Below are 24,785 nucleotides of genomic sequence, written 5' to 3' on the forward strand. Positions count from 1 at the left end.
GGCGATGGCGGAAGGCGGCGCCGAACGCGCCGGGGCTTCAGAAGGGGTTGTTGCGCGCCCGCACCAGGGCCAGCGAGCCCAGGCGCTGATGGCCAGCCGGGCTCAGCTGCACATCGCTGGCCCAAAGCCAGGTGTCCACGGCGGCGCCGGTCACCAGGGTCTTGGTGGTGCAATCGGTCAGCGCCACGGCGTCCAGGCAGGCCGCAGACGTGACGTTGGCAAAGCCAAAGCCCGAAGCAAACTTGACCATGGTCTGGATGCCACCGCTGCCGTCGTCATTGGTCTTGACCAGGCCGATCAGGCGGCCATCGTTCTTGAGGTTGATGGTCATTTCCAAATTCAGCTCTTCGGTCAGGCTGGACAGGAACTTGGCGCGGTCCAGGCTGCCCGGCTTGGCCGCAGCTTCCTTGACGGCGAAAGGCGTCAGGCCCACATCGGGCACCACGGCCACCACCACGCGGCCATTGGCATCGGCGATGCGGTTGACCTGTTGGGCCAGCAGCTTGCCGCGGGCGCGGGCTTCGGCCAACAAGGAATCGCTGCTCTGCGCCGGGTACTGGGCATAAAGCTCCAGGATGTCGTTGGTGCCGGCCATCACCGTCACCAGATCCTTGGGGCCGAACGATCCATTGGCGAAATGCGCGTCGAGGCGGGCCCGCACATCGGCCACCTTGACGCCGGCGGCGGCGTACATGATGCCGGTCGGCGTGGCGATATTGGTGGGGTTGCACTCCTTGAACACCAGGCCGAAGTTGCCCGCCACGATCTGCACCCAGTTCGGATTGGCGGCGCAAGCCAGCAAGCCGGTGGTCGCATCCAGGCCATTGATGGTGTATTTCTTGCCGGCCGCCGTGATGGCGCTGGCCTCATCGCCCAAGGCAATGATGCGGGTCGGAACGAAAGGGTCGATCTGCTGGGTGCCGCCACCACAAGCCGACAGAACACCGGCAGCGGCCAAAGCCAGCATCGCCACCCAGGTACGAGTTTGGCGAATCTCTTGACCTGCGCCCGGTTTGCAACTCTTCATGAACACTCCAACCATTAAAAGCTCAGCGGGTCGGCACCCCATGGCACCTGGCTCCGCGCTCCATCTTCCATCAATCCCGCGGGACCTACAGGCCTACAAAGGCCGCGGCAGCACGGCTCAGGCGATCCCTGACTCCGTCCCAGGCCGCATCCAGCGGCGGCAGTTCGATCCAGATCTCGGCCGCGCCCGCACCGTCCAGCTCGCGCAGAACGGCGAACAACTCATGCGCCGCGGCGCGTGCCTCGGCCGGCATGCGCCGGCTCAGCACACCCTGCGGCGGCTCGACCGATCGCGAATATACCGCCAGCCCCCCGGCCAGCCGGCCGCCCGAGCCGCTTTCGGCCAGGGCCTGACGCAAGGCTTCGGTGTCGTACAGGCGCACGACCGCACGGGGTGCGTAATGCGCAACCAGGGTGCCCGAGGCGCGCGGCGCCTGAGCGTCCGGCGCGCGCAGCGGCTCACCCGCGGCGGCTGCGATCTCTTCCGGCGTCAGCACGCCAGGGCGCAGCAGCACCGGATGGGCGCGGCTGCAATCGACGATGCTGGATTCGATGCCGACCTCGCAATCGCCGCCATCCAGCACCCACAGACCCGGCTCGAATTCATCGACCACATGGCGGGCCTGGGTCGGGCTGACCCGGCCGAAACGGTTGGCGCTGGGCGCCGCGACACCGGCCACGCCCAGAGCGCGAGCAGCGATCAGCAAGTCGCGCGCGACCGGGTGGGCCGGGCAGCGCAGGCCAATCGTGTCCTGCCCGCCGGCTGCGGCCGCGCCCACGCCGGGCTTGCGCGGCACGATCACGGTCAAGGGACCGGGCCAGAAGGCCGCCATCAAGCGCCGCGCCACCGGCGGCAGCTCGGCTGCAAACAACTCAGCATCGGCCGCATCGGCGACGTGGACGATCAGCGGATGGTCAGCCGGACGGCCCTTGGCCGCAAAAATCTTGGCCACGGCCGCATCGTCGTCGGCACGAGCACCGAGGCCGTAGACCGTCTCGGTCGGCAGCGCCAGCAACTCGCCGGCCGCCAGGCGGGCGGCCGCCGCGGCGATGGCATCGGGCTGGCGGGCGTCGAGCAGCATGGCGGCCTCGCTCACCAATCCTGGGGCAAGCCCAGCAGGCCCGCAGCTTCGCGCGCCAGGCGCTCGGCCTCTGCCGGGGTGGCGGCCGTGATGTTGAGGTGGCCCATCTTGCGGCCGGGGCGCGCGCTGGTCTTGCCGTAAAGATGCAGATGGGTGCCGGGCAAGGCAAGAATTGCGTCCCAGGGAGGCGTACGTTCGGCGCCGGCTGCGTCAAACCACAAATCTCCGAGCAGATTGAGCATCACCGTCGGCGAATGCAGGCGCGGCGTGCGCAGCGGCAGGCGGGCCATGGCGCGCACCTGCAAGTCGAACTGCGAGACATCGCAGGCATTCATCGTGTAGTGGCCCGAGTTGTGCGGGCGCGGCGCCATCTCGTTGACGACCAGGGAGCCGTCCTGCAGCACGAAGAACTCGACGCAGAGCACGCCGACATAGCCCATCTCGGTGGCGATGCGGGCGGCCGAGGCCAAAGCTTGCTGCTGCAAGGCCTCGCTGACCGCGGGCGCCGGCACCTGGGTGACGGCCAGGATGCCGTCACGATGCAGGTTCTGCTGCACCGGGAACTGAACCACTGTGCCATCGGCCCCACGGGCGCTCAGCACCGAGAGCTCCAGCGCCAGCGGCAACATCTGCTCCAGCACGCAGGGCACTTGCTTGAGCTCGTCCCAGCCGGCTTGCAGCTCGGCGCGGTTGCGCACGCGGATCTGGCCCTTGCCGTCGTAACCCATGCGGCTGGTCTTGAGGATGCCGGGCAGCAGGCTGTCGGCCACCGCGGCCAGATCGGCCGCGCTCTCGATCACCGCGTAGGGCGCGCAAGCGACGCCGCTGGCGCCGAAATGCGCTTTCTCGGCGGCACGGTCCTGGCAGTAGGCCACGGCGGCACCGGCCGGCGCGACAAAACGGCGCTCGGCCAGACGAGCCAGCGCCTGCGCCGGCACGTTCTCGAACTCGGTGGTGATGGCGTCGGCCACTTCGGCCAGACGCGCCAGCCCCGCCTCGTCGAGATAGCCGGCGTGGATGTGCTCGTGGGCCACCAGTCCGGCCGGGCTGTCGGCATCCGGATCCAGCACCACGGCTCGACAACCGAGGCTTTGAGCGGCGTGGACGAACATGCGGCCCAGCTGGCCGCCGCCCATCACGCCCAGCGTGGCTTCGCCGGGCAGCAGAGGTTTCAGCGAGGCCGCCGACATCAGACCAGGTCCTTGCTCATGGCCCGGGCCACCTCGGTCTGGCGGGCGCGAAAGGCCTCCAGCTGGGCGCGCAGGGCGGGGTTCTGATTGGCCAGCATGGCCACGGCGAACAGGGCGGCATTGCCGGCGCCGGCCGTGCCGATGGCGAAGGTGGCGACCGGGATGCCCTTGGGCATCTGGACGATGGAATGCAGGGAATCGACGCCTTGCAGATGGCGGCTGGCCACGGGCACGCCGAGCACCGGCACGGGCGTCTTGGCCGCCAACATGCCGGGCAGATGGGCGGCGCCACCGGCACCAGCGATGATGGCTTGCAGGCCACGGCTGGCGGCGCTCTCGGCATAGGCGAACATATCGTCCGGCATGCGGTGCGCGGACACGACCTTGGCCTCGAAGGGAATGCCGAACTCGGTGAGAATGTCGGCAGCGTGCTTCATGGTGTCCCAGTCGCTGCTGGAACCCATCACCACGCCAACCAGGGGGGCTGTGCTCGCTGACTGTTGCTGATGATGTTGAGAATCCGGCACGACGCGCTCCAGGGCTTGGGAAACCTTGAATTGTAGGCGGCCGCAGCCATCTGACCGCTGGCGACCGGCTTTGCACGCGCCGCCCCTCCCCCGACTCCGCAGGCCCGAGGCCCGCGCCACATCGAGACCGACACGCCACCATGATCGACATCACCCTCCAGAATTTTGAAGCCGAACTGATCCAGGGCTCGATGCAGCAGCCGGTGCTGCTGGACATCTGGGCGCCTTGGTGCGGCCCCTGCAAAAGCCTGGGCCCGGTGCTGGAAAAACTCGAAGTGGCCTATGCCGGCCGCTTCAAGCTGGCCAAGCTGAACAGCGACGAGGTGCCCGAGATCGCCAGCCAGCTGAGCCAGATGTTCGGCGTGCGCAGCATTCCGTTTTGCGTGATGTTTGCCGGCGGCCAGCCGGTGGACGGATTTGTCGGCGCGATTCCCGAAGCCCAGATCCGCGAATTCCTGGACAAGCATGTGCCCAGCGGCGAGATGCTGGAGGCTCAGGAAGAAGTGGCCGAGGCCGAAGGCCTGATGGCCGAGGGCGATCTGGAATCGGCCCTGGTCAAGCTGCAAGCCGCGGTCGAGACCGACCCGGCCAACGACCAGGCCCGTTTCGATTACGTCCGCGCCCTGCTGGAGCTGGACCTGCTGAAGGAAGCCCAGGCCGCCTTCGCGCCGGTGGCAGCCAAGGCCGCCGACACGCTGACGCCGCATCCGCGCTTCGCCGCCCTGGGCCTGTGGCTGCAGGCCTGCGAGCGCACGGCCGCCGGCCTGGACATCGGCGCCCTGCAGGCCGCAATTGCCGCCAACAAGCGCGACTTCGAGGCCCGCTACGCCCTAGCCCAGGGCCTGATGGCCAACCAGAGCTTCACCGAAGCCATGGACGAGCTGCTGGAAATCATCATGCGCGACAAGGCCTGGAACGGCGAGCTGGCGCGCAAGACCTATGTCGCCATCCTGGAGCTGCTGAGCAAGCCGGCCCCGAAGCCGGCCGCCAACGAGCCCAAGAGCGCCCTGGAGCTGGCCGGCCGTGCCGTCGTGCCACCCAGCGACCCGCTGATCGACCAGTACCGCCGCAAGCTCAGCATGGCGCTGTTCTGAACGCCACGGGCGCTGCAGGCACGAGCCAGCGGCGCCCGCTTTCGCAGCTCAGCGCGGCTGCAGGGCCAGCGCCTTGAGGCGTGCCGCCAGCTGCGCCTGGTGGGCCGCAAATTCGCGCCACTCGCTGGCCGCCAGGCTGGCCTGCTGGGCCGCCACCTCGGCCTGACCGAGGGCGGCGTATACCTGGGACAGGCGGCTGTGCGTGGCCGCACGGTCGTCCACATCGCAGTGCGCATCGAGCTCGAACTCGGACTCACGCGCCTGCATCAGCGCCCGCTCGGGCTGGCCCAGATTGACCCGGCACCAGGCCAGGTCGGCCAGCAGGCTGCTGCCCAGTCGCGCCAGGCCATTGGCCATGGCCTGCGGCAGATGGGCCTCGTACAGCTCCAGCGCCTGGGCGAACTGCCCTTCCACCACCAGGATCTGGGCGCGCAGCAGCGGCGTCAGATCGGGCATGACCGAACCACCCATGGCCGCGTCGTAATGCTTGATCGAATCGGCACCCAGCAGCAGGCCCTCACCGGCCTTGACAGCCTCCGACAGGCTGGCGCGCCGCGCCTGCGCGGTGCGCATCTCGGCCATGTTGTACATGAGCGCCGACAGCGAGGCATCGTCGCCGTCGCTGAGCGCATGGCGGCGGGCCAGGGAATACCAGGCCAGGGCTTCGGTGTTGAGATTGGCGTGCTGATGGGCCAGGCCCAGGGTCATGCACAAGCGGTAACGGGCGCCATGATCGTCGGCCGCGGCCAGGCGGTCGCACAGCGCCGCTTGCGCCAGCATCTCGTCCTCGGCATGACGCACATAGGCCAGCTGGGACAGCCAGGCGGCGCAAAGCGCCTCCAGATCGGCCAGGCCGGCCGCGCGGGCGATCTGCTGGGCGCGGGCGATCTTCTCGTGCGAAGAGCTGCTGAAATCGGTGTAGTAGCTCATCAGCCCTTCGGCGAAATGCAGCCAGGCGCCGAGTTCGGGATGGGGGTGCTGGAAGGCCAGCTGGTGCAGGCCGGTCAGTTCGCTGCGCGCCTGCTCCATGCGGCCATGGCGGGCCAGCAGCAGGGCCCGACGGGCGCGCGCGCAAGCCGACTGGGTCTGGTTGGTGGCCGCGGCGATCTCGGCCTCGATGCGGGTGAGCAGGCGGTTCTTGATCACCTCGCCCGCCGCCGCCGGCGCACGCGCGGCGCCCGCGGCTCGCTTGCCCGAGGGGCTGCGGCTGGCGCCACTCATGACTGGGTCAGGCGCTGCAGCGCTTCGGCGTACTTGGCGGCGGTCTTCTCGATCACCTCGGCCGGCAGGGCCGGCGCCGGCGCGGTCTTGCCCCAGAGCTTGCCGTCGACTTGCGCCGCCTCCAGCCAGTCGCGCAGGAACTGCTTGTCGTAGCTGGGCGGGTTGATGCCTTCGGCATAGCTCTCCACCGGCCAGTAACGCGAGGAGTCGGGCGTCAGCACTTCGTCCATCAGGGTCAGGGTACCGTCGGCATCGAGGCCGAATTCGAACTTCGTGTCGGCAATGATGATGCCCTTGCTCAGCGCGTAATCGGCGGCGCGCTGGTAGAGCTGGATGGAGATGTCGCGCACGCGGGTGGCGAGATCCAGGCCGATGATGTCGACCATCTTGTCGAAACTGATGTTCTCGTCGTGGTCGCCCATCTCGGCCTTGGTGGCCGGGGTGAAGATGGGCTCGGGCAGCTTGGAAGCGTTCTTCAGGCCGGCCGGCAGTTGCACGCCGCAGACCTGGCCGTTCGTCTTGTACTCGGCCCAGCCGCTGCCGGCCAGGTAGCCGCGCACCACGGCCTCGACCGGCAGGGGCTTGAGGCGCTTGACCAGCATGGAGCGGCCGCGCACCTGGGCCTGCTCCTCGGCCGTCACCACCGACAGCGGGTCGTCGCCGGTCAGGTGGTTGGGCACGATGCCGTCGAGCTTGTCGAACCAGAACAGGGCCATCTGGGTCAGCAACTCGCCCTTGCCCGGGATGGGCTCGCCCATGATGACGTCGTAGGCCGAGATGCGGTCGCTGGCGATCATCAGGATGCGGTCCTCGCCCACCGCATAGTTTTCGCGCACCTTGCCGCGCGCGATCAGGGGCAAGGAGGTGAGGGTCGAGTTCAGCAAGGCAGCGGTCATGGTGGGCATCCGGGAAAAGTTCGCCGGGATTTTAGGCGGCATTCAACAACGCAAAGGCCCGCCGGGCGCGAACCGGGCGGGCCTGGGTCGGACGGGCGTCCTCGGTCGGTCTTACTGAACGATCTGGTTCAGCTCACCGCGGGCGTAGGCCGCGGCGATGTCCACCAGCGTGCGCGGCTGGATCTTGCCGGCCTGGCCTTCGCAACCGAACTCCAGATAACGCTGCTTGCACACGGCCTTGGCGGCTTCGCGGGCCGGCTTGAGCCATTCGCGGGCGTCGAATTTGTCGGGGTTTTCAAACAGGAACTTGCGCACCGCGCCGGTCATGGCCAAGCGGATGTCGGTGTCGATATTGATCTTGCGCACGCCGTGCTTGATGGCTTCCTGGATTTCCTCGATCGGCACACCGAAGGTTTCCTTCATCTGGCCGCCGTACTGGTTGATGATGGCCAGCAGCTCTTGCGGCACGCTCGAGGAGCCGTGCATCACCAGGTGGGTGTTGGGAATGCGGGCGTGGATTTCCTTGACGCGGCTGATGGCCAGGATGTCACCGGTGGGCTTGCGGCTGAACTTGTAGGCGCCGTGGCTGGTGCCGATGGCAATGGCCAGGGCGTCCAGCTGGGTGGCCTTGACGAAGGTGGCGGCCTCTTCCGGGTCGGTCAGCATCTGGCTGTGATCCAGCTTGCCGACGGCGCCGATGCCGTCTTCCTCGCCAGCATCGCCGGTTTCCAGATTGCCCAGGCAGCCCAGCTCGCCCTCGACGGTGACGCCGACCTTGTGCGCCATTTCGACGACGCGGCGGGTCACGTCCATGTTGTACTCAAAGGACGAGGGCGTCTTGCCGTCTTCCATCAGCGAGCCGTCCATCATCACCGAGCCGAAGCCCAGGTCGATGGCGCCCTGGCAGATCTTGGGGCTGGTGCCGTGATCCTGGTGCATGACCAGGGGAACGTGTGGGTACATCTCGGCCGCGGCCTGGATCAGATGCTTGATGAAGGGCTCGCCGGCGTACTTGCGGGCGCCTGCGCTGGCCTGCAGGATCACCGGGGCACCGACCTCGTCGGCGGCGGCCATCACGGCCTGGACCTGCTCGAGGTTGTTGACGTTGAAGGCCGGGATGCCGTAACCGTGTTCGGCGGCATGGTCCAGCAGTTGGCGCATTGAGACGAGAGCCATGGAAGTTCTCCGGGAGTTTGAAATCCGATTGACGCAGCCTACAAGCCCATCATCCGTCGATTGATGACGGCGCGGGCCATGTAACCGCGTTGTAACTGGCGCGGATTCTAGCGGTGGGGTGGCAAACCACAGCCCGGGCAGCCTCGCTTGTGTCAATGTTGACAAGCATTTAGGCTCTCAGTGCCCTTTTGTTCACGCCTTCACGGGGGCCAACCCTGGTCACACTGCACGCATGGAGCCCCACGCATGACACGACTCGCACTCGACCAGCTGACCCTCTGGATCACCGCCGCCGCACGCGAGCATTCGCACGACCTGGCCCAGCATCTCGAGGAGCGCACCGGCGCCAGCCACCGCTCGGCCTTGGGCGCGCTGCGCCGCCTGGTCGACGCGCACTGGCTGGTGCGCTCAGGCAGCAGCCGCCGGCCGGTCTACGGCCCGGGCCTGCTGCGCCAGGTGGCGCGCTCCTACACCTTGCACGGTTTGCAGGAAGACCTGCCCTGGCAGCGCGACTTTGCGCCCCACTTCGACCTGCCGCCCCATGTGGCGCGCATGATCCAGCATGGCTTCACCGAACTGGTCAACAACGCCATCGACCACAGCGGCGGCACCAGCGTCACCGTCTCGCTGCGCCAGACGCCCAGCCATGTGCAGCTGCTGGTGTCCGACGATGGCTGCGGCGTGTTCGACAAGATCTGTTCGGCCTTCGACATCGCCGATGCCCAACACGCCATGCTGGAGCTGAGCAAGGGCCGGCTGACCAGCCAGCCCGAGATGCACACCGGCCGCGGCCTGTTCTTCAGCTCGCAGCTGGCCGATGTCTTCGACATCCATGCCAACGGCACCGCCTTCCAGCGTCGCGCCTGGGAAAGCACCGGCTGGCAAAAAGGCAAACCCTTGCCGCGCCAGGGCAGCTCCATCTACATGGCGATCGCCCTGGACACCAAGCGCAGCCTGGACCAGGTGATGGAATCCTGGAGCCTGGCCGGTGATGGCATCGAATTCGACCGCACCACCATCAATCTACGCCTGCTGGCCGGCCCCGGCCAGGCCCTGGACTCACGCGCCCAGGCTCGCCGCGTGGCGGCCCGGCTGCCGCAGTTCAAACGGGCCGAGGTCAGCTTTGAAGGGGTGGAGGATGTGGGCCACGGTTTCACCGACGAGCTGTTCCGCGTCTTCGCCCGCGCCCACACCGAGGTGGAACTGGTGCCGACGCACATGACGCCGCGCATCGCAGCGCTGATCAAGAGCGCGCAGAACGCCTGAGAACCAAGAGACCCGTCGACGTTGGCCGGGCTCTACCCGCCTTCGACCAACCGGTGTTTGAGAGTTTTTGTAGCGAGCGGCTGTCAGGCGAGGCGGACGGAGCGCAGGAACCGGAACGTACTTCTTGTACGTGAGGATTCCGACAACGGAGTTGCGGCAAGACTCATATTCGCGAAGCGAATGTGATGTCGGAGCCAACACCGGACCAACGACTCATGGCAGTCGCGCAGTAAAAAACTCTCAAACACTTAACCGACGCGGCAGACCTTGAGCATATTGGTGCCACCGGGATAGCCCATGGGCTCACCGCAGGTGATGGCATAGGTGTCGCCCGGCATCAGCACGCCCTGCTCGACCAGGATTTGCTCGGCCGCCTTCAGCGCGGCGTCGCGGTCCTCGAACTTGGGCATCAGCAGCGGGCGCACATTGCGGTACAGCGTCATCTTGCGCTGGCTGACCTCTTGGGTGGTCAGGGCGTAGATGGGCACCTGGATGCGGTGGCGGCTCATCCACAGCGCGGTCGAGCCCGATTCAGTCAGGGCCAGGATGGCCTTGCAGCCCAGGTGGTGGGCGGTGAACAGCGCCCCCATGGCGATGGACTGGTCGATGCGGCCGAACTGGCGGCCGGCGAAATCGGTGTCCAGGCTGACGAACTCGGCGCGCTCGGCCTCCAGGGCGATGGCTGCCATCTGCTCGATGGTCTCGACCGGGAACTTGCCGGCCGCCGTCTCGGCGCTCAGCATCACGGCATCGGTGCCGTCCAGCACGGCATTGGCCACGTCCGAGACCTCGGCACGCGTGGGCACCGGGTTGACGATCATGGACTCCATCATCTGCGTGGCGGTGATGGCCACCTTGTCCAGCTCGCGCGCCATCTTGATCATGCGCTTTTGCAGGGCCGGCACGGCGGCGTTGCCGACCTCCACGGCCAAGTCGCCGCGGGCCACCATGATGCCGTCGCTGGCCTTGAGGATGGCCTCAAGGTGAGGGATGGCCTCCGAGCGCTCGATCTTGGCAATCATGCTGGGCTTGTGGCCGTAAGGCTCGCCGGCCATATTGGCCAGCTGGCGGGCCATTTCCATGTCGGTGGCGTTCTTGGGGAAGCTGATTGCCAGGTATTCGCAGCGGAAGCTCATCGCGGTCTTGATGTCTTCCATGTCCTTGGCGGTCAGGGCCGGGGCGGTCAGGCCGCCGCCCTGCTTGTTGATGCCCTTGTTGTTGGACAGTTCGCCGCCCAGCTTGACGATGGTGTGCACGGCCGCGCCGCGCACCGCTTCCACGGTCAGCACCAGCAGGCCGTCGTTCAGCAGCAAGGTGTCGCCGGGCTTCACATCGCGCGGCAGTTCCTTGTAATCGAGGCCCACGGCCTGCTCATTGCCGAGCTCGGTGCGGTCGGCGTCGAGGATGAAACGCTCGCCGTTGATCAGCTCGATCTTGCCGTTCTCGAACTTGCCGACGCGGATCTTGGGGCCCTGCATATCGGCCATGATGGCCACTTCCTTGCCGGCGGCCCGGGCGGCCTCGCGCACCAGGCGGGCGCGGTCGATGTGATCCTGCGCCTTGCCATGCGAGAAATTGAGCCGCACCACATCGACGCCGGCTCGGATCATGCGCTCCAGCACCTCCGGTGAGGAGGACGCAGGGCCCAGGGTGGCAACGATCTTGGTGGCTCGGGACATGGCAGATCTCGCTGAAATAAAGTTACAAGCGGCTGATTATGCGGCGCATTTGTGGCCGCTCAAACGTCGAACAAGGGTTTCAGCGAGTTACAACCAGTGTCCGGCCATTAGCCCTTCGCGGCCAGCACATCGGCCACCGCCAGCGCCGTCATATTGACGATGCGGCGCACCGTGGCCGAAGGCGTCAGGATGTGCACCGGCGCGGCCGAACCCAAGAGGATGGGGCCGACCGTCACGCCCTGACCTGCGGTGATCTTGAGCACATTGAACAAGATATTGGCCGCATCCAGCGAAGGCAGCACCAGCAGATTGGCGGCGCCCTTGAGCGTGCTGTCGGGCAGGAAGGTGTTGCGCACCGATTCGCTCAGGGCCGCATCGCCATGCATCTCGCCATCGCACTCGACATCGGGCGCATGCTGGGTGAAGAGCTCGCGCGCACGGCGCATCTTCACGGCCGAGGGCCGCTTGCTGGAGCCGAACATCGAGTGCGACACAAAGGCCAGCTTGGGCGGCAGGCCGAAGCGCTTGACCTCCTCGGCCGCCATGGCCGCGATCTCGGCCAGCTGCTCGGCATCGGGCTGGTCGTTGACGAAGGTGTCGGTGATGAAGAGCGTGTGCTCGTCCAGCATCAGCGCATTCATGGTGGCGAAATTGCGCGCGCCGGGTTTCAGGCCGATCAGGTCGGAGACATGCTCCAGATGGTTGTCGAAGCGACCGACCATGCCGCAGATCATGGCATCGGCATCGCCGAGCTTGATGGCCAGGGCGCCGATGGTGGTGGCGGAGCGGCGCACGGCCGCCTTGGCCATCTCGGGCGTCACACCCTGGCGGCCCATGACCTGGTGGTACGCCTCCCAGTACTGGCGGAAGCGCGCGTCATTGTTCGGGTCGATGACGGCCACATCCTCGCCCAGCTTGAGGCGCAGGCCGGCCCGCTCGATGCGGGTGGCGATGACCTCGGGCCGGCCAATCAGCGTCGGCTTGACGATGCCTTCGTCCAGCGCCACCTGCACCGCACGCAGCACGCGCTCGTCCTCGCCCTCGGCGTAGATCACGCGCGCCGGGTTGGCCTTGGCGGCCGTGAACACCGGGCGCATGAACATGCCGGTCTGGTAGACGTAACGCTCGAGCGACTGGCGGTAGGCCGCCATGTCCGCGATCGGGCGCTCGGCCACGCCGGAGTCGGCGGCAGCCTGAGCCACGGCCGGCGCGATACGCAGAATCAGGCGCGCGTCGAAGGGCTTGGGGATCAGGTAGTCGGGGCCGAAGTGCAGCTCTTCGCCGGCATAGGCCGCGGCGACTTCATCGCTGGTCTCGGCCTTGGCCAGGGCGGCGATCTCGCGCACGCAGGCCAGCTTCATTTCCTCGGTGATCTTGCTGGCGCCGCAGTCCAGCGCGCCGCGGAAGATGTAGGGGAAGCAGAGGACGTTGTTGACCTGATTCGGGTAATCGGAGCGGCCGGTGGCGATGATGCAATCCGGGCGCACGGCCTTGGCCAGTTCGGGGCGGATCTCGGGCTCGGGGTTGGCCAGGGCCAGGATGATGGGGCTGGCAGCCATGGTCTTGACCATCTCGGCCGTGAGCACGCCGGCGGCCGAGCAACCCAGGAAGACGTCGGCGCCATTCACCACATCGGCCAAAGTGCGCGCCGTCGTGGTCTGGCAGTAGCGCTGCTTGGATTCATCGAGCTTGCCGGCCTTGGCATCCTCACGCTCGGCGTGAATCACGCCCTTGGAGTCGCAGACAAAAATGTGCTCGCGCTTGACGCCCAAGCCCACCATCACGTCCAGGCAGGCGATCGCCGCCGCACCGGCGCCGGACACAGCCAGCTTGACGGCGCCGATGTCCTTGCCCACCAGTTCCAGGCCGTTCAGCAGCGCGGCGCTGGAGATGATGGCCGTGCCGTGCTGGTCGTCGTGGAAGACCGGGATGTTCATGCGCTCCTTGAGCTTCTTCTCGATGTAGAAGCACTCGGGCGCCTTGATGTCTTCCAGGTTCACACCGCCCAGGGTGGGCTCCATGGCGGCAATGATGTCCACCAGTTTGTCGGGGTCGCGCTCGGCCAGTTCGATGTCGAACACATCGATGCCGGCGAACTTCTTGAACAGGCAGCCCTTGCCCTCCATCACCGGCTTGGCGGCCAGCGGGCCGATGTCACCGAGGCCCAGCACCGCCGTGCCATTGGTGATCACGCCGACCAGATTGGCGCGCGAGGTGTAGTCGGCCGCCTTCTGCGGGTCGGCCTCGATGTCCAGGCAGGGATAGGCCACACCGGGCGAATAGGCCAGGGACAGGTCGCGCTGGTTGGACAAGGCCTTGGTCGGGGTGACGGCAATCTTGCCGCGCGTCGGGCTGCGGTGGTACTCGCGGGCGGCATCGCGCAGCGCGGCTTCAGCCGGGGACAAAGCCTTGTTGTTCTGTTCGCTCATTCCCTGCTCTCCTGGAAATTGGGAAAAATCAAAGTTCCGGGAGGTTACATCGACCCATGTGACGCGCTGATGCCGAGAGTTTTGACTTTCATGCAAAGACGGCAATACCGGCCGCATGATGCACCGACGAACCGGCCCAGCCCAGCGGGTCTCAAGCCACCACCGAGTCCGGGCCCTGAACAGGCAGACGCAGGGTGAAGCAGGTGCCCTGGCCGGGGGCGGAATCGACATCAATCCGGCCCTTGTGCTTTTGGATGATGGAGAAGGACAGGGACAGCCCCAGCCCGGTGCCCTGTCCGACCGGCTTGGTGGTGAAAAAGGGCTCGAAAATGCGCTTCATCACCTCGGCAGCCATGCCGCAGCCGTTGTCACGCACCGAGACGCAGGCCCAGGCTCCGTCCACCCAGGAGCGGATCAGAATCAACCCATCTCGCTCGATGGCATGGCCAGCATTGACCAGAAGATTCATCAGCACCTGATTGATCTGCGCGGCAAGGCAGTACACGGCCGGCAGGGGTGACAGTTCCTTTCGCACCTGCGCCTTATAGCGAATCTCATGCATCAGCATGTTCAGGGTGGACTCGATGCCCTCGTTCAAGTCGGCATACAGCCAGTCGGAGGCATCCACGCGCGAGAAGCTGCGCAAGTCCTGCACGATGCGCTTGACCCGCTGCAGGCCATCGATGCTCTCGTGGATCATCTGCGGCAGGTCTTCCGCCAAAAAGGCGAGATCCAGGGCTTGCTCCAGCGTCTGGGCTCGCTGTCGCTGTTCAGCACTGGCACTCTCGCCGCAAGCCTCCCGGTAAGCCTGCACCAGCGCCAGCAAGCTGCCGACATCGCGCGCCAGCGTGCCCAGATTGCTATTGACGAAACCGATGGGATTGTTGATCTCATGGGCCACGCCGGCCGCCAACTGCCCGATCGAGGCCATCTTTTCCTGCGCCGCCACCTGTCGTTGCAACTCGCCCAGCTTCTCGTAGGCTTTGGCGTTGTCCATGGCCACGGCAGCGTAGGCGCAGAGGTTTCTGAAGACCAGCTGCTCGCGCTCGCCAAAGCTCTGTGCCTGGAGCCCAATCACACGCATCACGCCAATGACGCGATCAGCCACTTGCAAAGGTGCAACCATACGTTGACCTTCGATCATCAGTTCGGTGCGGCTGCGCAGGGCGCGGACGCATTCGTGCTGAGCGTCGGACACTGCGATGCGGGCGCCAGCCGTGGCTGCATCCAGGCATCCGAGCGCGCACTCCAACCATTCGCCGCGTTCGTCGAGCAAAAAAAACGAAAGCCGGCTGCTCTGCAGCAATTCCTCCACATGACGCTGCAACACAGCCAGCACCCGGCCGACATTGAGTTGCGCGGTGATCTCCTTGCCGCTCTCGCCCAGATGCAACAACACCGTGTGCAAGCTCTGCAAAGCCTGCGAACGCGCCGACTCGGCCTGCGCCAACTGCCGCAAATGCTCTTGCTCGGCGCGCGCGCGCTCCACCTGATGCTGGACATGCAGCACCGCCGCCTGCTTACCGGATTCTTCCGTGAACACCTGCTGCCGCACTTCGCTGGCCCGCTGGCTGAGCTGGTACGCGGCACTGAAATCTCCCCGGGCCGCGTGCGCAGCCGCAGCACTTTCGAGCAAGGCCGGCGGCGTGCAGTACCCGGGCAAACGCTCGGCCTGGGCCAGGGCCTGTTGCAACCAGGGCAGCACCGCCTCGGGCGACTGGCCCTCGGCCTGGCCGATTTCGGCCAGCGTCCACAAGATGTCGACCAGGGTGCTGCGCTCACGCTGCTGCTGCGCCACCTCGCGAGCATGCAGGGCAGCTTCTCGGGCCTCGGCCAGGCGCCTCAGGCGCAACAGGGCGCGCGCTTGCCCCAGGGCCGCGTCGGTGTGCATGTCCTTGGAGTCGACCGACTGCGCCCGCTCCGCCAACAGTTGGAAATGCTGCAGCGCGCTCTCGTTTTCCTGCAGATCCAGCTCGATCTCCGAGAGGTACTTGAGGGCGAGCATGGCACTGCGGTTGTGAGGGTGGGCCGCCAGCAAGGCCTGGCACTCCAACAAGAGCTCGCGCGCCGCGCTGAGCTGGCCGATGCGCCGCATTGCATCCCCGGTCTGCGCCAATGCCAGTGACAGCGAGCCGGGCCAGCCGGACTCACGCGCCAGGCTCAGGCCGCGCTGCAGCCACTCCACCGCCTGCGCATAGTCGGACATGCTGGTGTAGGTGTAGCCCAGGTTGGATGCCACCGACAAGGCCCGCCGCAGCTGGCCCGAGGCCACCGACCAGCGGTAGGCCTCGATCAGCCATTGCGCCGCCGGCGCAAACTCGGACGACAGGCCGCACTGCAGACCACGGTAGTCGGCCACTGCAGCCGCACACGCTGGGCTCAAGCCCTCGGTGCTGCGAGGCAGTCGCGCATCCCAGGTGTGATTGGCCACCATCTGGTCGCGAAACAGCTCTGAGCGCGCCAAGGTCAGTTGCAAAAGAAGGAGTCTCTCGCCATCGCCCACGCGCTCTGCCAGCTCGATGGCTGTTTCCAGCCCCTGCCGCAAGCACTCAGCCTGACCCCGATCGGCCGCGACGTAATGTCGCAACCAATGCAAATCGCACAAGCCGCGCAAATCCTGCAGCGCGCTGAAATCGAGCTCGGCCTGATCGAGCAGCCCCTGTGCCTCATCCAGCCTCATACCCAGCAAGGCCACCTCGGCCTGCACCAGGCGCATGCGCGCTTGAATGCCATTGCGCACCTCGTCCGCGAGGTCGCTCAACGGCACCTGCGCCAGTACCTCGTGGGCCAACTGCAGCGCACGCTCACTGTCCTGCTGACGCAGACCCCAGGCCAGCACTGCCACTTGCTCCAGGTCTGCGGCTTCATTCGCACCGGCCTCCTGGGTGAATGCCAGCGACCCACGACACGGAAACATCTCAAGTTCGCCAGTCCAGCGCATCTGCAAGCCTCGCCGCTTCAGTGGCTTGAGCCTACGCCGGCAAGCCTGGCCTGAACAGCCTGAAGTTGTAGCGGCTCCGGCAGATGTGAGCAATGTCACGCCACCAAACCATGGGCAACCAGCGTCAGCGACAAGAGACCAAGCGGCGAGGCCGGGTCAATGCGTTCGCCAACTCCACAGGCATTTGCTCGACAGACCCGGGGCTGCTCGCAAAAAGGGCCTCGCAATGCGAGGCCCAGTCTGCAATCAGCACGCTCAGCAAGTGCGTGGCCGCATTGCCCAATGGCCCGTATCAGGAGGGGTGAGCCGTCACCCTTGTGCGCGCCGACTCAGGATCTCGAAGGCCGGCAGGGTCTTGCCTTCCAGGATTTCCAGGAAGGCGCCGCCGCCGGTGGAGATGTAGCCCACGTCCTTTTCGATGCCGTACTTGGCGATGGCTGCCAGGGTGTCGCCACCACCGGCGATGCTGAAAGCCGGCGAGGCGGCGATCGCGCGGGCGATCGTTTCGGTGCCCTGGGCAAAGGCGTCGAACTCAAACACACCGACCGGGCCGTTCCAAACGATGGTGCCGGCGGCTTTCAGCTGCTCGGCCAGCAGGGCCGCAGTCTTGGGGCCGATGTCCAGGATCAGGTCGTCTTCAGCCACATCGGCCGCGTCCTTGACCGTCGCCGGGGCGTCGGCCGCGAAGCGCTGGGCCACCACCACGTCCACCGGAATCGGCACGGCGGCGCCGCGCGCCTTCATCGCATCGATCACGGCCTGCGCTTCGGCCACCAGATCGGGCTCGGCCAGCGACTTGCCGATCTTCAAGCCAGCAGCCAGCATGAAGGTGTTGGCGATGCCGCCGCCGACGATCAGGCCATCGACCTTCTCGGACAGGGCCTTGAGGATGGTCAGTTTGGTCGAGACCTTGGAGCCGGCGACGATGGCCACCAGGGGGCGCTTCGGCGCGCTCAGCGCCTGGCTGATGGCGTCGATCTCGGCGGCCAGCAGCGGGCCGGCACAGGCGATCTTGGCGAACTGGGCGATGCCGTAGGTCGTGCCCTCGGCGCGGTGGGCGGTACCGAAGGCGTCGTTGACGTAGATGTCGCACAGAGCGGCCATCTTCTTGGCCAGCTCTTCGTTGTTCTTCTTCTCGCCCTTGTTGACGCGGCAGTTTTCCAGCAGCACCAGCTCGCCGGGCTTCACATCCACGCCGTCCACCCAGTTGGCAACCAGCTTGACCTCGCGGCCCATCAGTTCACCCAGGCGCTGGGCCACCGGGGCCAGGGAGTCTTCGGGCTTGAACTCGCCCTCGGTCGGGCGCCCCAGGTGGGACGTGACCATCACGGCAGCGCCGGCCTTCAGGGCTTGCTCGATGCAGGGGATGGAGGCGCGGATGCGGGTGTCTTCGGTGATGTGGCCGGCATCATCCTGCGGCACATTCAGGTCGGCGCGGATGAAGACGCGTTGGCCGGCAACTTTGCCAGCGGCGATCAGGTCGGTGAAACGGATCACGTTCATGGGTTGAGCTCAGGGCTAGTTTGGAATTCGGGGGGTGGCGGGGTCGAACAAGGACCCGGCCGTGCGAGGCCCGCTAGCTTACCAAGCCCGATGCCGCACACCGAATCCAAGCGGTTTCACCAACCCAGGCCGATGCGCAGGGCCAGCATCACGGCCGTGCCGCAGACGATGGTGCCGAGGATGCCGCGCTTCCAGAAGAAGTAGGCGGTGCCGGCTGCGGTGGCGTAAAGCCGGGCGTCCTGCCAGGTGCTGATCAGCTGGCCCTGGGTCATGACGATCTCGGGCACGATCACGGCGGCCAGTGCGGCGATGGGGGCATAGCGCAGGCCCGTCTTGGCCCAGTCGGGCATGGGCAGCTCTTTCTTCGGAATCATGAAAAAGCCACGGGTCAGCAGCGTGATCAAGCCCATGCCGACGATGGCCAGGGCGATCAGCCAGTCGTTCATCATCATCGTCGTGGCCATCACTCACGCACCTCTCGTGCCGCCTCAGCCGATGAGGGCGACCAATGCTCCATCAGCAGCCCGGCCGTCACCGCCACGGCGATGGCCACCATGATGTTCAGGCGCAGCGGCAAGGCATAGGCCGCCACCGCGGCGCAGCCGGCCAGGGCCGCCGAGACCCAGGTCTTGCGGTCCTTGAGCAAGGTGTAGGACAGGCCCAGCAGCGCCAGCACACCCGCGAAACCCAGGCCCCACTGCGTGGGCACATGGTTGGCCAGCAGGATGCCGGCGATGGACGGGATCTGCCAGGCCGCCCAGTTCAAGCACACCCCGCCCCAGAAATAGGGCGCTTGATCGGGGTGCGGCTTGGCCTCGGGAAAGCGCTTGAGGAAGGCGACGTAGTTGAGATCGGCCGCGAAGTAGGCGATGTGCAGGCGCTGAAGCAGCGGCAGGTGGCCGAAGTACATGCGCCACTGCACGCTGAAGATGATGAAGCGCAGGTTGACGCAAAAGGCCGTGGCCCAGATCACCCAGATGGGCGCACCGCTGGCGATCAGGGGCAAGGCCGCCAGCTGCGAACTGCCGGCAAACACCACCAGACTCATCAAGAGCGCCAACCCGACTGACAGGCCGCTCTTGATCATGGCCACGCCGGTCACCAGGCCCCAGGCCGAGATGCCCAGGGTGATGCCCGCCATCTCACGCGCGCCGCGCCGGAATTCAGGGTGGCGGCACTGCGCCTTCAAGGTTTGAAGCATGCGCCATTGTCGCGGCCCGAGCGCGGGGCCGCTGTCGCAGGGAGATCACGCCAGCACCGCCCGGGGCGATCCTGCGACCGCCCGGCTGCCAGCAGGGCAGCTCAGTTGCCGCTCAGTTGCCGTTTAAGCGGCGCACGCGGCCGCTGCCCGCCATGGAGGTGCTGAGCTCGGGCGAGCCCACATAGCCCACATCGCCGGAACCGGCGATGGACACCTTGAGCGTCTTGCTGGCATTGACTTCGGCATCGCCGCTGCCTGCGATCGAGACCTTGACCGCCTCGGCCAGCAGGCCGCGCGCGCGCACATCGCCCGATCCAGCGATCGACAGGCTCAGGCTGCCCGAGCGGCCGTTGGCCGTGACCGTGCCGCTGCCGGCCACCTTGACACCCAGGCGCTCACTGCTCAGATCGGCGAACAGCACATCGCCCGAACCGGCCACGCTGGCATCCACCTCACCGGTCTTCATGGCCTCGACCCGCACATCACCCGAGCCGGCCACGGCAATGCTGCGCAGCTGGGCCATGTCCAGCACGATCTCGGGGGTCACCGAACCCTGCACCTCATAGCCTCGCTTGGGGCTGATTTCCAGGGTGCGGCCGCCCTTCTTGCCCTCGACGATGCGGGTTTCGATATAGCTGTGGAGGTTGCGGTCGGTCTTGACCTCGACCCGACCTTGCGAGCTTTGGCGCACGAGCAGCTTGAAGCCACCGGCCAGGCTGACGCTCTCGAAGCTGCCCAGATCGCGGACTTCGCTGCTGACATCGCCCGTGCCCTTGATGCGTTCGGAGCTGCCCCAGCTCCAGGCCTGGCTGCTGACTGAGGTCAGGCTGAGGGCAGTCAGGGCGGTGACGGCAGCGAGAGAGAACAGGCGGCGTTGCAACATGATGGTCAGGCTCCGAAAGAAGATGAGGTGCATGCATCTTCGGCGTGCCGCCGGACCTCGCCCAGCGCGATTCGACCAAATGCAGGCGCGGCAGCTTCAAATGCCAAAAGCACGGAACCACATGAAGCCAAGGTGTGAAAAAGCCGCGGCAGCACGGGGCTGCAGCGGCCGGGGCTCACGCAGGGCGGGCGGCGTGGGCGCGATCAGTGGGCTTTGGCCTTGCTCGCCTTGGCGCCGTCTTTCCCGCCCTCTTTTCCAGCTTCTTTCTCGGCGTTGTCCTTGGCTTCGGCCGCCGCAGCAGCCTTTTCTTCCAGCGCCAGGGCCTCGGGGCTGCCCGGCTTGGGCGGCCTCGGTACGACCGGGGTCACACCTTCGAGCTTGTTCTCGCGCATGTACTCGTCCATCTCCTTCCAGCCATTGAAGACCGAGGCTTTGTGGGCCTTGGGGTTCAAGGTGTAGCAGTCTTCGATGGCGCGCATGGCGTGACGGCAGGCGCTGCCGATGGCCTTGCCCTCGGCTTCCTTGGCGGCCATGACCTTGGCCGGGTCCTCGATGCCCAGCTGCTCACAGCCGGTCAGGGCCAGCAGGCTGGCCAGCAAAGACAGGGTCAGGAGGGCGCGACGAGGCGCGGTCGGGTGCGACTTCATGTCTTCAGTATCGGCCAGCCACGGGTCAGCTTGAGCGCCGCGTTCGCAGACAGGGAATGAACGAAGGGCGAGGCTTCAGCGCCCCTGCGCCATGGCCATCAGCCGCGCCACCCGCTCCTCAGTGGCCGGATGGGTGCTGAACAGGCCCGCCAGGCCACTGCCGGAGAGCGGGTTCATGATCATCATCTGCGCCGTCTCGGGGTGGCGCTCGGCCGCTTCCATCGGCAGGCCTTGGGCAAAGCGATGGATCTTGTTCAGGGCCGAGGCCAGGGCCTGCGGGTCGCCGGAAATCTCGGCGCCGCCGCGGTCCGCCTCGAACTCACGCGCCCGGCTGATGGCCATCTGGATCAGGCCGGCCGCAATCGGCGCCAGAATCGACACCAGCAAACCGACCAGCGGATTGCTCTGACGGCCCTCGCTGTCGCGGCCGCCGAAGAACATGGCGAAATTGGCCAGCATGGAGATCGCACCAGCCATGGTGGCGCTGATGGTGCTGATCAGAATGTCGCGGTGCTTCACATGGGCCAGCTCGTGCGCCATCACGCCGCGCAGCTCGCGCTCGGACAAGACCCGCAAGATGCCCGTGGTCGCCGCCACGGCGGCATGCTCGGGGTTGCGGCCGGTGGCAAAGGCATTGGGCGCGTCCTCGTCGATCAGGTAGACGCGGGGCATGGGCAGCTGGGCACGCTGGGCCAGCTCGCGCACCATGCCGTAGAACTGCGGCGCCGAGGTCTCGTCCACTTCGCGGGCCTGGTACATCTTCAGCACCATCTGGTCGGAGAACCAGTAGCTGAAGAAGTTCATGCCCAGGGCCACCAGCAGCGCCAGCATCATGCCCGCCTGGCCGCCGATCAAGCGCCCCAGGGCCATGAACAAGGCCGTGATGGCGGCCATCAGGATGGCGGTCTTCATCAGATTGAACATGGCAGCGGGCTCCTCGCGAGACTTCGGTGGAAGCAGGCACATCGGGCCGAAAGACCCGATTTCAAGCAGATTCAGAAAGAACCGCCTCAGGCGGCGCTGCGCTCGAAACGCGCCCCCACGGCCACCGGCCGCGCCTGCAAAAAGGCCGCCGCCGGCAAGCGCTTGCCGCCGGCGCGCTGCAGCTCGGTCAGGCGCACAGCGCCCTGGCCGCAGGCGACGACGATGCCGGACTCATCCACCCGCAAGACCTGACCCTCGGCGGCAAGGCCGTCCCCGCGCTCGCAGATTTCGGCGCGCCAGATCTTGAGCAGCTCGCCGTCCAGCTGTGAAGCACCGCCTGGGAAAGGATCGAAGGCGCGCAGGCGGCGGGCGATCTGGGCCGCATCCTGCTGCCAATCGATCTGCGCCTCGGCCTTCTCGATCTTGTGGGCATAGCAGACGCCTTCGGCCGGCTGGGGCGTGGCCGTCAAGCCACCGCAGGCGCCCAGCTCCAGGGCCTCGACGATCATGCGGCCGCCCAGGGCCGCCAGCTTGTCGTGCAGGCGGGCTGTGCTGTCATCCGCGGCAATGGGCAGGCGCTCGATCAAGAGCATGTCACCCGTGTCCAGGCCGGCATCCATCTGCATGATGGTGATGCCGGTTTCGGCGTCTCCGGCCTCGATGGCGCGGTGGATGGGCGCGGCACCGCGCCAACGCGGCAGCACCGAGCCGTGGATGTTGAGGCAACCGCGCAGGCCCGTGCTGCGGCCTGCGCCGGGCAGATCCAGCACCCATTGCGGCAGGATCAGACCGTAGGCGGCGACCACCATCACATCGGCGCGGGCGTCCAGCAAGGCCTGGCGGGCCGCCTCGGCGTCGTCCGGGAACTTGCCATCCAGGCGCAAGCTGCGCGGCTGGGCGACCGGGATGCCATGCTGCAAAGCCAGCTGCTTGACGGCCGAAGCCTGCAACTTCATGCCACGGCCGGCGGGCCGGTCGGGCTGGGTCAGCACGAGAGGCACTTCAAAACCGGCCGCGATCAAGGCCGCCAGGGCGGTGGCCGCAAACTCCGGCGTGCCCGCGAACGCGACCCGCGGGCCGCCCGAACGCGAAGCCGACACAGCAGCGCCGGCCATCAGCGGCGGCGCCCTTCTTCTTCGCGAGCCTTCTTGACCAGTTTGGTCTTGATGCGCTCGCGCTTGAGCGGGCTCAGGTATTCGACGAAGACCTTGCCCATCAGGTGGTCCAGCTCATGCTGCACGCAGACGGCCAGCAGACCCTCGGCCTTGAACTCGTAGCTCTGGCCTTCGCGGTTGAGCGCGCGCACCGTGACGCGCGAGTGACGCGGCACCTTGTCGTAGATCTGCGGCACCGAGAGGCAGCCTTCTTCACCTTCGGTGAACTCGGCGCTGGTCTCGATGATTTCGGGGTTGATCAGCACGCGGGGCTCGTTGCGCTCTTCGGAGGTGTCGATCACCACCACGCGCTCGTGCACATCGACCTGGCTGGCGGCCAAACCCACGCCTTCAGCGGCATACATGGTTTCCAGCATGTCATCGACGAGCTGGCGGATGCGCTCATCCACCGCCGTGACCGGCTTGGCCACGGTGTGCAAACGAGGATCGGGGTAACGCAGAATGTTCAGTTTCGCCATGAGCTTGCGTGTGTGGACTCAGCACAACGCCTGTTTGTAAGAGCTTGCAAGAGGGCAAAAGCGCCCGCTTTGTTCGTTGCGACGCCCTGTTTTTGGGGGCAGAATCGTCGCGGCCTGGGGGGATTTTCGCTGAATTGGCGCCGCTGGTCCGAGGCCGCGGCAAAGCACCCCGTGCGATGGCTTGAAAAAAAGACCCCGAAGTCTGTCCAACCCACCCGCAGCCGGTCTGCGGTAGAGAGTGCTCGATGCCTGTTTGTGAATCGCTGATGTCCGCCCGGCCCGCCCAGAACACCGCCCTGTTTGTGAAGAACCTGCTGCTGGCGGCCAGCCTCTCGGCCCTCAGCCTGGGCGCCGCCGCGCAAACAAGCAGCCTGCCCATCACCGGACAACAACGCGCCACCGCCGACCGCGTGGCCCAGGCCGGCGTGCCGCTGAGCGAGCTGGCCGCCGACGCCCCCGACTCCCACACCGTCAAGGCCGGCGACACGCTCTGGGACATCTCCAAGCTCTTCCTCAAGAGCCCCTGGCGCTGGCCCGAACTCTGGGGCATGAATCGCGACCAGATCAGCAACCCACACCTGATCTATCCCGGCCAGGTGCTGGTCTTGGTCAAGGTGGACGGCCGCGCCCGCCTGCAACTGGCCCAGCCGGTGGGCAGCGGCAGCAGCGGCGACACGGTCAAGTTGTCGCCGCGCGTGCGCAGCTCAGGCGTGGACGACGGCTCCATCAGCGCCATTGCCCTGAACCTGATCGAGCCCTTCCTCAACGACGCCGTGGTCTTCGACAGCGATGAGCTGGCCAAGGCGCCCCGCATCGTCGCCACGCCGGAAAGCCGCGTGCTGCTGACCCGCGGCGACCTGGCCTATGCCCGCGGCGACCTGAGCCAGGCCACCGACTACCGCGTGTTCCGCAACACCCGCCCGCTGCTGGACCCCAGCACCAAGGAACTGCTCGGTTATGAAGCGCCCTACCTCGGCACTGCCGAGCTGACCCGCCCGGGCCAGACCACGCAGCTGCCCGATGGCAAGAGCGAAATCGTGCCGGCCACCCTGACCATCAAGTCGGTGCGCCAGGAAATTGGCGTCGGCGACCGCCTGGCCCCGGTGCCGCAGCGCAGCTTCTCGCGCTACGTGCCGCATGCACCGGCTCAGCCCATGTCGGGCCAGATCGTCTCGATCTACGGCGATGGTCTGAATGCCGGCCAGAACCAGATCGTGGCCCTGAACCGCGGCGCCCGTGACGGCATGGAGCGCGGCCATGTGCTGGCCCTGTGGCAGCAAGGCCGGCGCATGGTGGACCGCAGCGGCGGCCAGCGCGAGGAGATCAAGCTGCCCGACGAGCGCCACGGTGTGCTCTTTGTGTTCCAGGTCTACGCCCGCGTGTCCTACGCCCTGATCATCTCGGTCAAGGACCCCGTCAAGGCCGGCGATCGTTTCACCCAGCCCTGAGGTCGGCCACGCGGTCGCC

At 66.7% G+C, this 24,785-nt stretch carries 21 protein-coding genes and 1 other RNA gene; 3 read left to right on the top strand and 19 right to left on the bottom strand.

Annotation, left to right across the window (positions count from 1 at the left end; translation table 11 throughout):
• Positions 1 to 37: 37 nt before the first annotated feature.
• The 4 genes from C1O66_RS13035 to purE form a co-directional block, all read right to left on the bottom strand.
• On the bottom strand, positions 38 to 1,027 hold the full coding sequence (locus tag C1O66_RS13035) for an SGNH/GDSL hydrolase family protein (RefSeq protein ID WP_133155205.1): 990 nt from the start codon (positions 1,025 to 1,027) through the stop codon (positions 38 to 40).
• A gap of 85 nt (positions 1,028 to 1,112) precedes the next feature.
• Positions 1,113 to 2,108 carry an L-threonylcarbamoyladenylate synthase gene (locus C1O66_RS13040; RefSeq protein WP_102769632.1) on the bottom strand — a complete coding sequence of 332 codons (996 nt, stop codon included), beginning with the start codon at positions 2,106 to 2,108 and terminating at the stop codon, positions 1,113 to 1,115.
• An 11-nt stretch (positions 2,109 to 2,119) separates the two neighbouring features.
• The gene (locus C1O66_RS13045) at positions 2,120 to 3,298 is read right to left on the bottom strand and encodes a 5-(carboxyamino)imidazole ribonucleotide synthase (RefSeq protein WP_102768279.1); all 1,179 of its coding nucleotides are present in this window, start codon (positions 3,296 to 3,298) and stop codon (positions 2,120 to 2,122) included.
• Positions 3,298 to 3,735, bottom strand: coding sequence for a 5-(carboxyamino)imidazole ribonucleotide mutase (purE, locus tag C1O66_RS13050; protein ID WP_394341027.1), 438 nt, complete (start codon positions 3,733 to 3,735; stop codon positions 3,298 to 3,300). The genes C1O66_RS13045 and purE overlap by 1 nt, the downstream gene beginning before the upstream one ends.
• 230 nt (positions 3,736 to 3,965) lie before the next feature.
• On the opposite strand from purE, the gene C1O66_RS13055 reads away from it, so the two are divergent.
• Positions 3,966 to 4,919: a tetratricopeptide repeat protein gene (locus C1O66_RS13055; RefSeq protein WP_102768280.1), complete on the top strand. Its 954-nt coding sequence runs from the start codon at positions 3,966 to 3,968 to the stop codon at positions 4,917 to 4,919.
• A 48-nt stretch (positions 4,920 to 4,967) separates the two neighbouring features.
• Here the strand turns inward: C1O66_RS13055 and C1O66_RS13060 are convergent, their stop codons facing one another.
• The 3 genes from C1O66_RS13060 to fba all read right to left on the bottom strand — a co-directional run bounded on the left by C1O66_RS13060 (position 4,968) and on the right by fba (position 8,212).
• Positions 4,968 to 6,140 (bottom strand): hypothetical protein, encoded by a 1,173-nt coding sequence (locus C1O66_RS13060; protein WP_102768281.1) that lies wholly within the window; start codon positions 6,138 to 6,140, stop codon positions 4,968 to 4,970.
• A complete protein-coding gene (locus tag C1O66_RS13065; RefSeq protein WP_102769634.1) occupies positions 6,137 to 7,036 on the bottom strand; it encodes a phosphoribosylaminoimidazolesuccinocarboxamide synthase in 900 nt (299 codons plus the stop codon). The genes C1O66_RS13060 and C1O66_RS13065 overlap by 4 nt, the downstream gene beginning before the upstream one ends.
• 111 nt (positions 7,037 to 7,147) lie before the next feature.
• Positions 7,148 to 8,212: a class II fructose-bisphosphate aldolase gene (fba, locus tag C1O66_RS13070; RefSeq protein WP_102768282.1), complete on the bottom strand. Its 1,065-nt coding sequence runs from the start codon at positions 8,210 to 8,212 to the stop codon at positions 7,148 to 7,150.
• A 246-nt stretch (positions 8,213 to 8,458) separates the two neighbouring features.
• Between fba and C1O66_RS13075 the strand changes: the two genes are divergently transcribed.
• Positions 8,459 to 9,478, top strand: coding sequence for an ATP-binding protein (locus C1O66_RS13075; protein WP_102768283.1), 1,020 nt, complete (start codon positions 8,459 to 8,461; stop codon positions 9,476 to 9,478).
• Between the two features lie 44 nt (positions 9,479 to 9,522).
• On the opposite strand, the gene C1O66_RS13080 is transcribed toward C1O66_RS13075, so the two are convergent.
• From C1O66_RS13080 to def, 12 genes are all read right to left on the bottom strand, one after another.
• Positions 9,523 to 9,610: non-coding RNA, sX9 sRNA (locus C1O66_RS13080), on the bottom strand.
• A 116-nt stretch (positions 9,611 to 9,726) separates the two neighbouring features.
• Positions 9,727 to 11,157 carry a pyruvate kinase gene (gene pyk, locus C1O66_RS13085; RefSeq protein ID WP_102768284.1) on the bottom strand — a complete coding sequence of 477 codons (1,431 nt, stop codon included), beginning with the start codon at positions 11,155 to 11,157 and terminating at the stop codon, positions 9,727 to 9,729.
• Positions 11,158 to 11,264: 107 nt separating this feature from the next.
• The gene (locus tag C1O66_RS13090; RefSeq protein ID WP_102768285.1) at positions 11,265 to 13,586 is read right to left on the bottom strand and encodes an NADP-dependent malic enzyme; all 2,322 of its coding nucleotides are present in this window, start codon (positions 13,584 to 13,586) and stop codon (positions 11,265 to 11,267) included.
• 151 nt (positions 13,587 to 13,737) lie between these two features.
• On the bottom strand, positions 13,738 to 16,503 hold the full coding sequence (locus tag C1O66_RS13095; RefSeq protein WP_102768286.1) for an ATP-binding protein: 2,766 nt from the start codon (positions 16,501 to 16,503) through the stop codon (positions 13,738 to 13,740).
• Between the two features lie 333 nt (positions 16,504 to 16,836).
• Complete coding sequence (locus C1O66_RS13100) at positions 16,837 to 18,030, bottom strand: phosphoglycerate kinase (RefSeq protein ID WP_102768287.1); 1,194 nt, start codon at positions 18,028 to 18,030, stop codon at positions 16,837 to 16,839.
• A 116-nt stretch (positions 18,031 to 18,146) separates the two neighbouring features.
• Positions 18,147 to 18,476, bottom strand: coding sequence for an AzlD domain-containing protein (locus C1O66_RS13105; protein WP_394341041.1), 330 nt, complete (start codon positions 18,474 to 18,476; stop codon positions 18,147 to 18,149).
• Positions 18,477 to 18,493: 17 nt separating this feature from the next.
• Positions 18,494 to 19,231 (bottom strand): AzlC family ABC transporter permease, encoded by a 738-nt coding sequence (locus tag C1O66_RS13110; RefSeq protein ID WP_102768288.1) that lies wholly within the window; start codon positions 19,229 to 19,231, stop codon positions 18,494 to 18,496.
• Positions 19,232 to 19,343: 112 nt separating this feature from the next.
• Complete coding sequence (locus C1O66_RS13115; RefSeq protein WP_165794599.1) at positions 19,344 to 20,114, bottom strand: head GIN domain-containing protein; 771 nt, start codon at positions 20,112 to 20,114, stop codon at positions 19,344 to 19,346.
• A 203-nt stretch (positions 20,115 to 20,317) separates the two neighbouring features.
• Positions 20,318 to 20,761, bottom strand: a complete 444-nt coding sequence (locus C1O66_RS13120) for a hypothetical protein (protein WP_102768290.1) — start codon at positions 20,759 to 20,761, stop codon at positions 20,318 to 20,320.
• Positions 20,762 to 20,836: 75 nt separating this feature from the next.
• Positions 20,837 to 21,685, bottom strand: coding sequence for a zinc metalloprotease HtpX (gene htpX / locus C1O66_RS13125; RefSeq protein ID WP_102768291.1), 849 nt, complete (start codon positions 21,683 to 21,685; stop codon positions 20,837 to 20,839).
• Positions 21,686 to 21,771: 86 nt separating this feature from the next.
• The gene (gene fmt / locus C1O66_RS13130) at positions 21,772 to 22,800 is read right to left on the bottom strand and encodes a methionyl-tRNA formyltransferase (RefSeq protein ID WP_102768292.1); all 1,029 of its coding nucleotides are present in this window, start codon (positions 22,798 to 22,800) and stop codon (positions 21,772 to 21,774) included.
• Positions 22,800 to 23,318 (bottom strand): peptide deformylase, encoded by a 519-nt coding sequence (def, locus tag C1O66_RS13135; protein WP_102768293.1) that lies wholly within the window; start codon positions 23,316 to 23,318, stop codon positions 22,800 to 22,802. The genes fmt and def overlap by 1 nt, the downstream gene beginning before the upstream one ends.
• A 266-nt stretch (positions 23,319 to 23,584) precedes the next feature.
• Here def and C1O66_RS13140 point away from each other — a divergent pair, with 266 nt between their 5' ends.
• Complete coding sequence (locus C1O66_RS13140) at positions 23,585 to 24,766, top strand: LysM peptidoglycan-binding domain-containing protein (RefSeq protein ID WP_102768294.1); 1,182 nt, start codon at positions 23,585 to 23,587, stop codon at positions 24,764 to 24,766.
• Positions 24,767 to 24,785: the final 19 nt, after the last annotated feature.

Origin of the sequence: Paucibacter aquatile (assembly GCF_002885975.1) — a bacterium.
In the GTDB taxonomy this organism is placed as follows: Bacteria; Pseudomonadota; Gammaproteobacteria; order Burkholderiales; family Burkholderiaceae_C; genus Paucibacter_A; species Paucibacter_A aquatilis.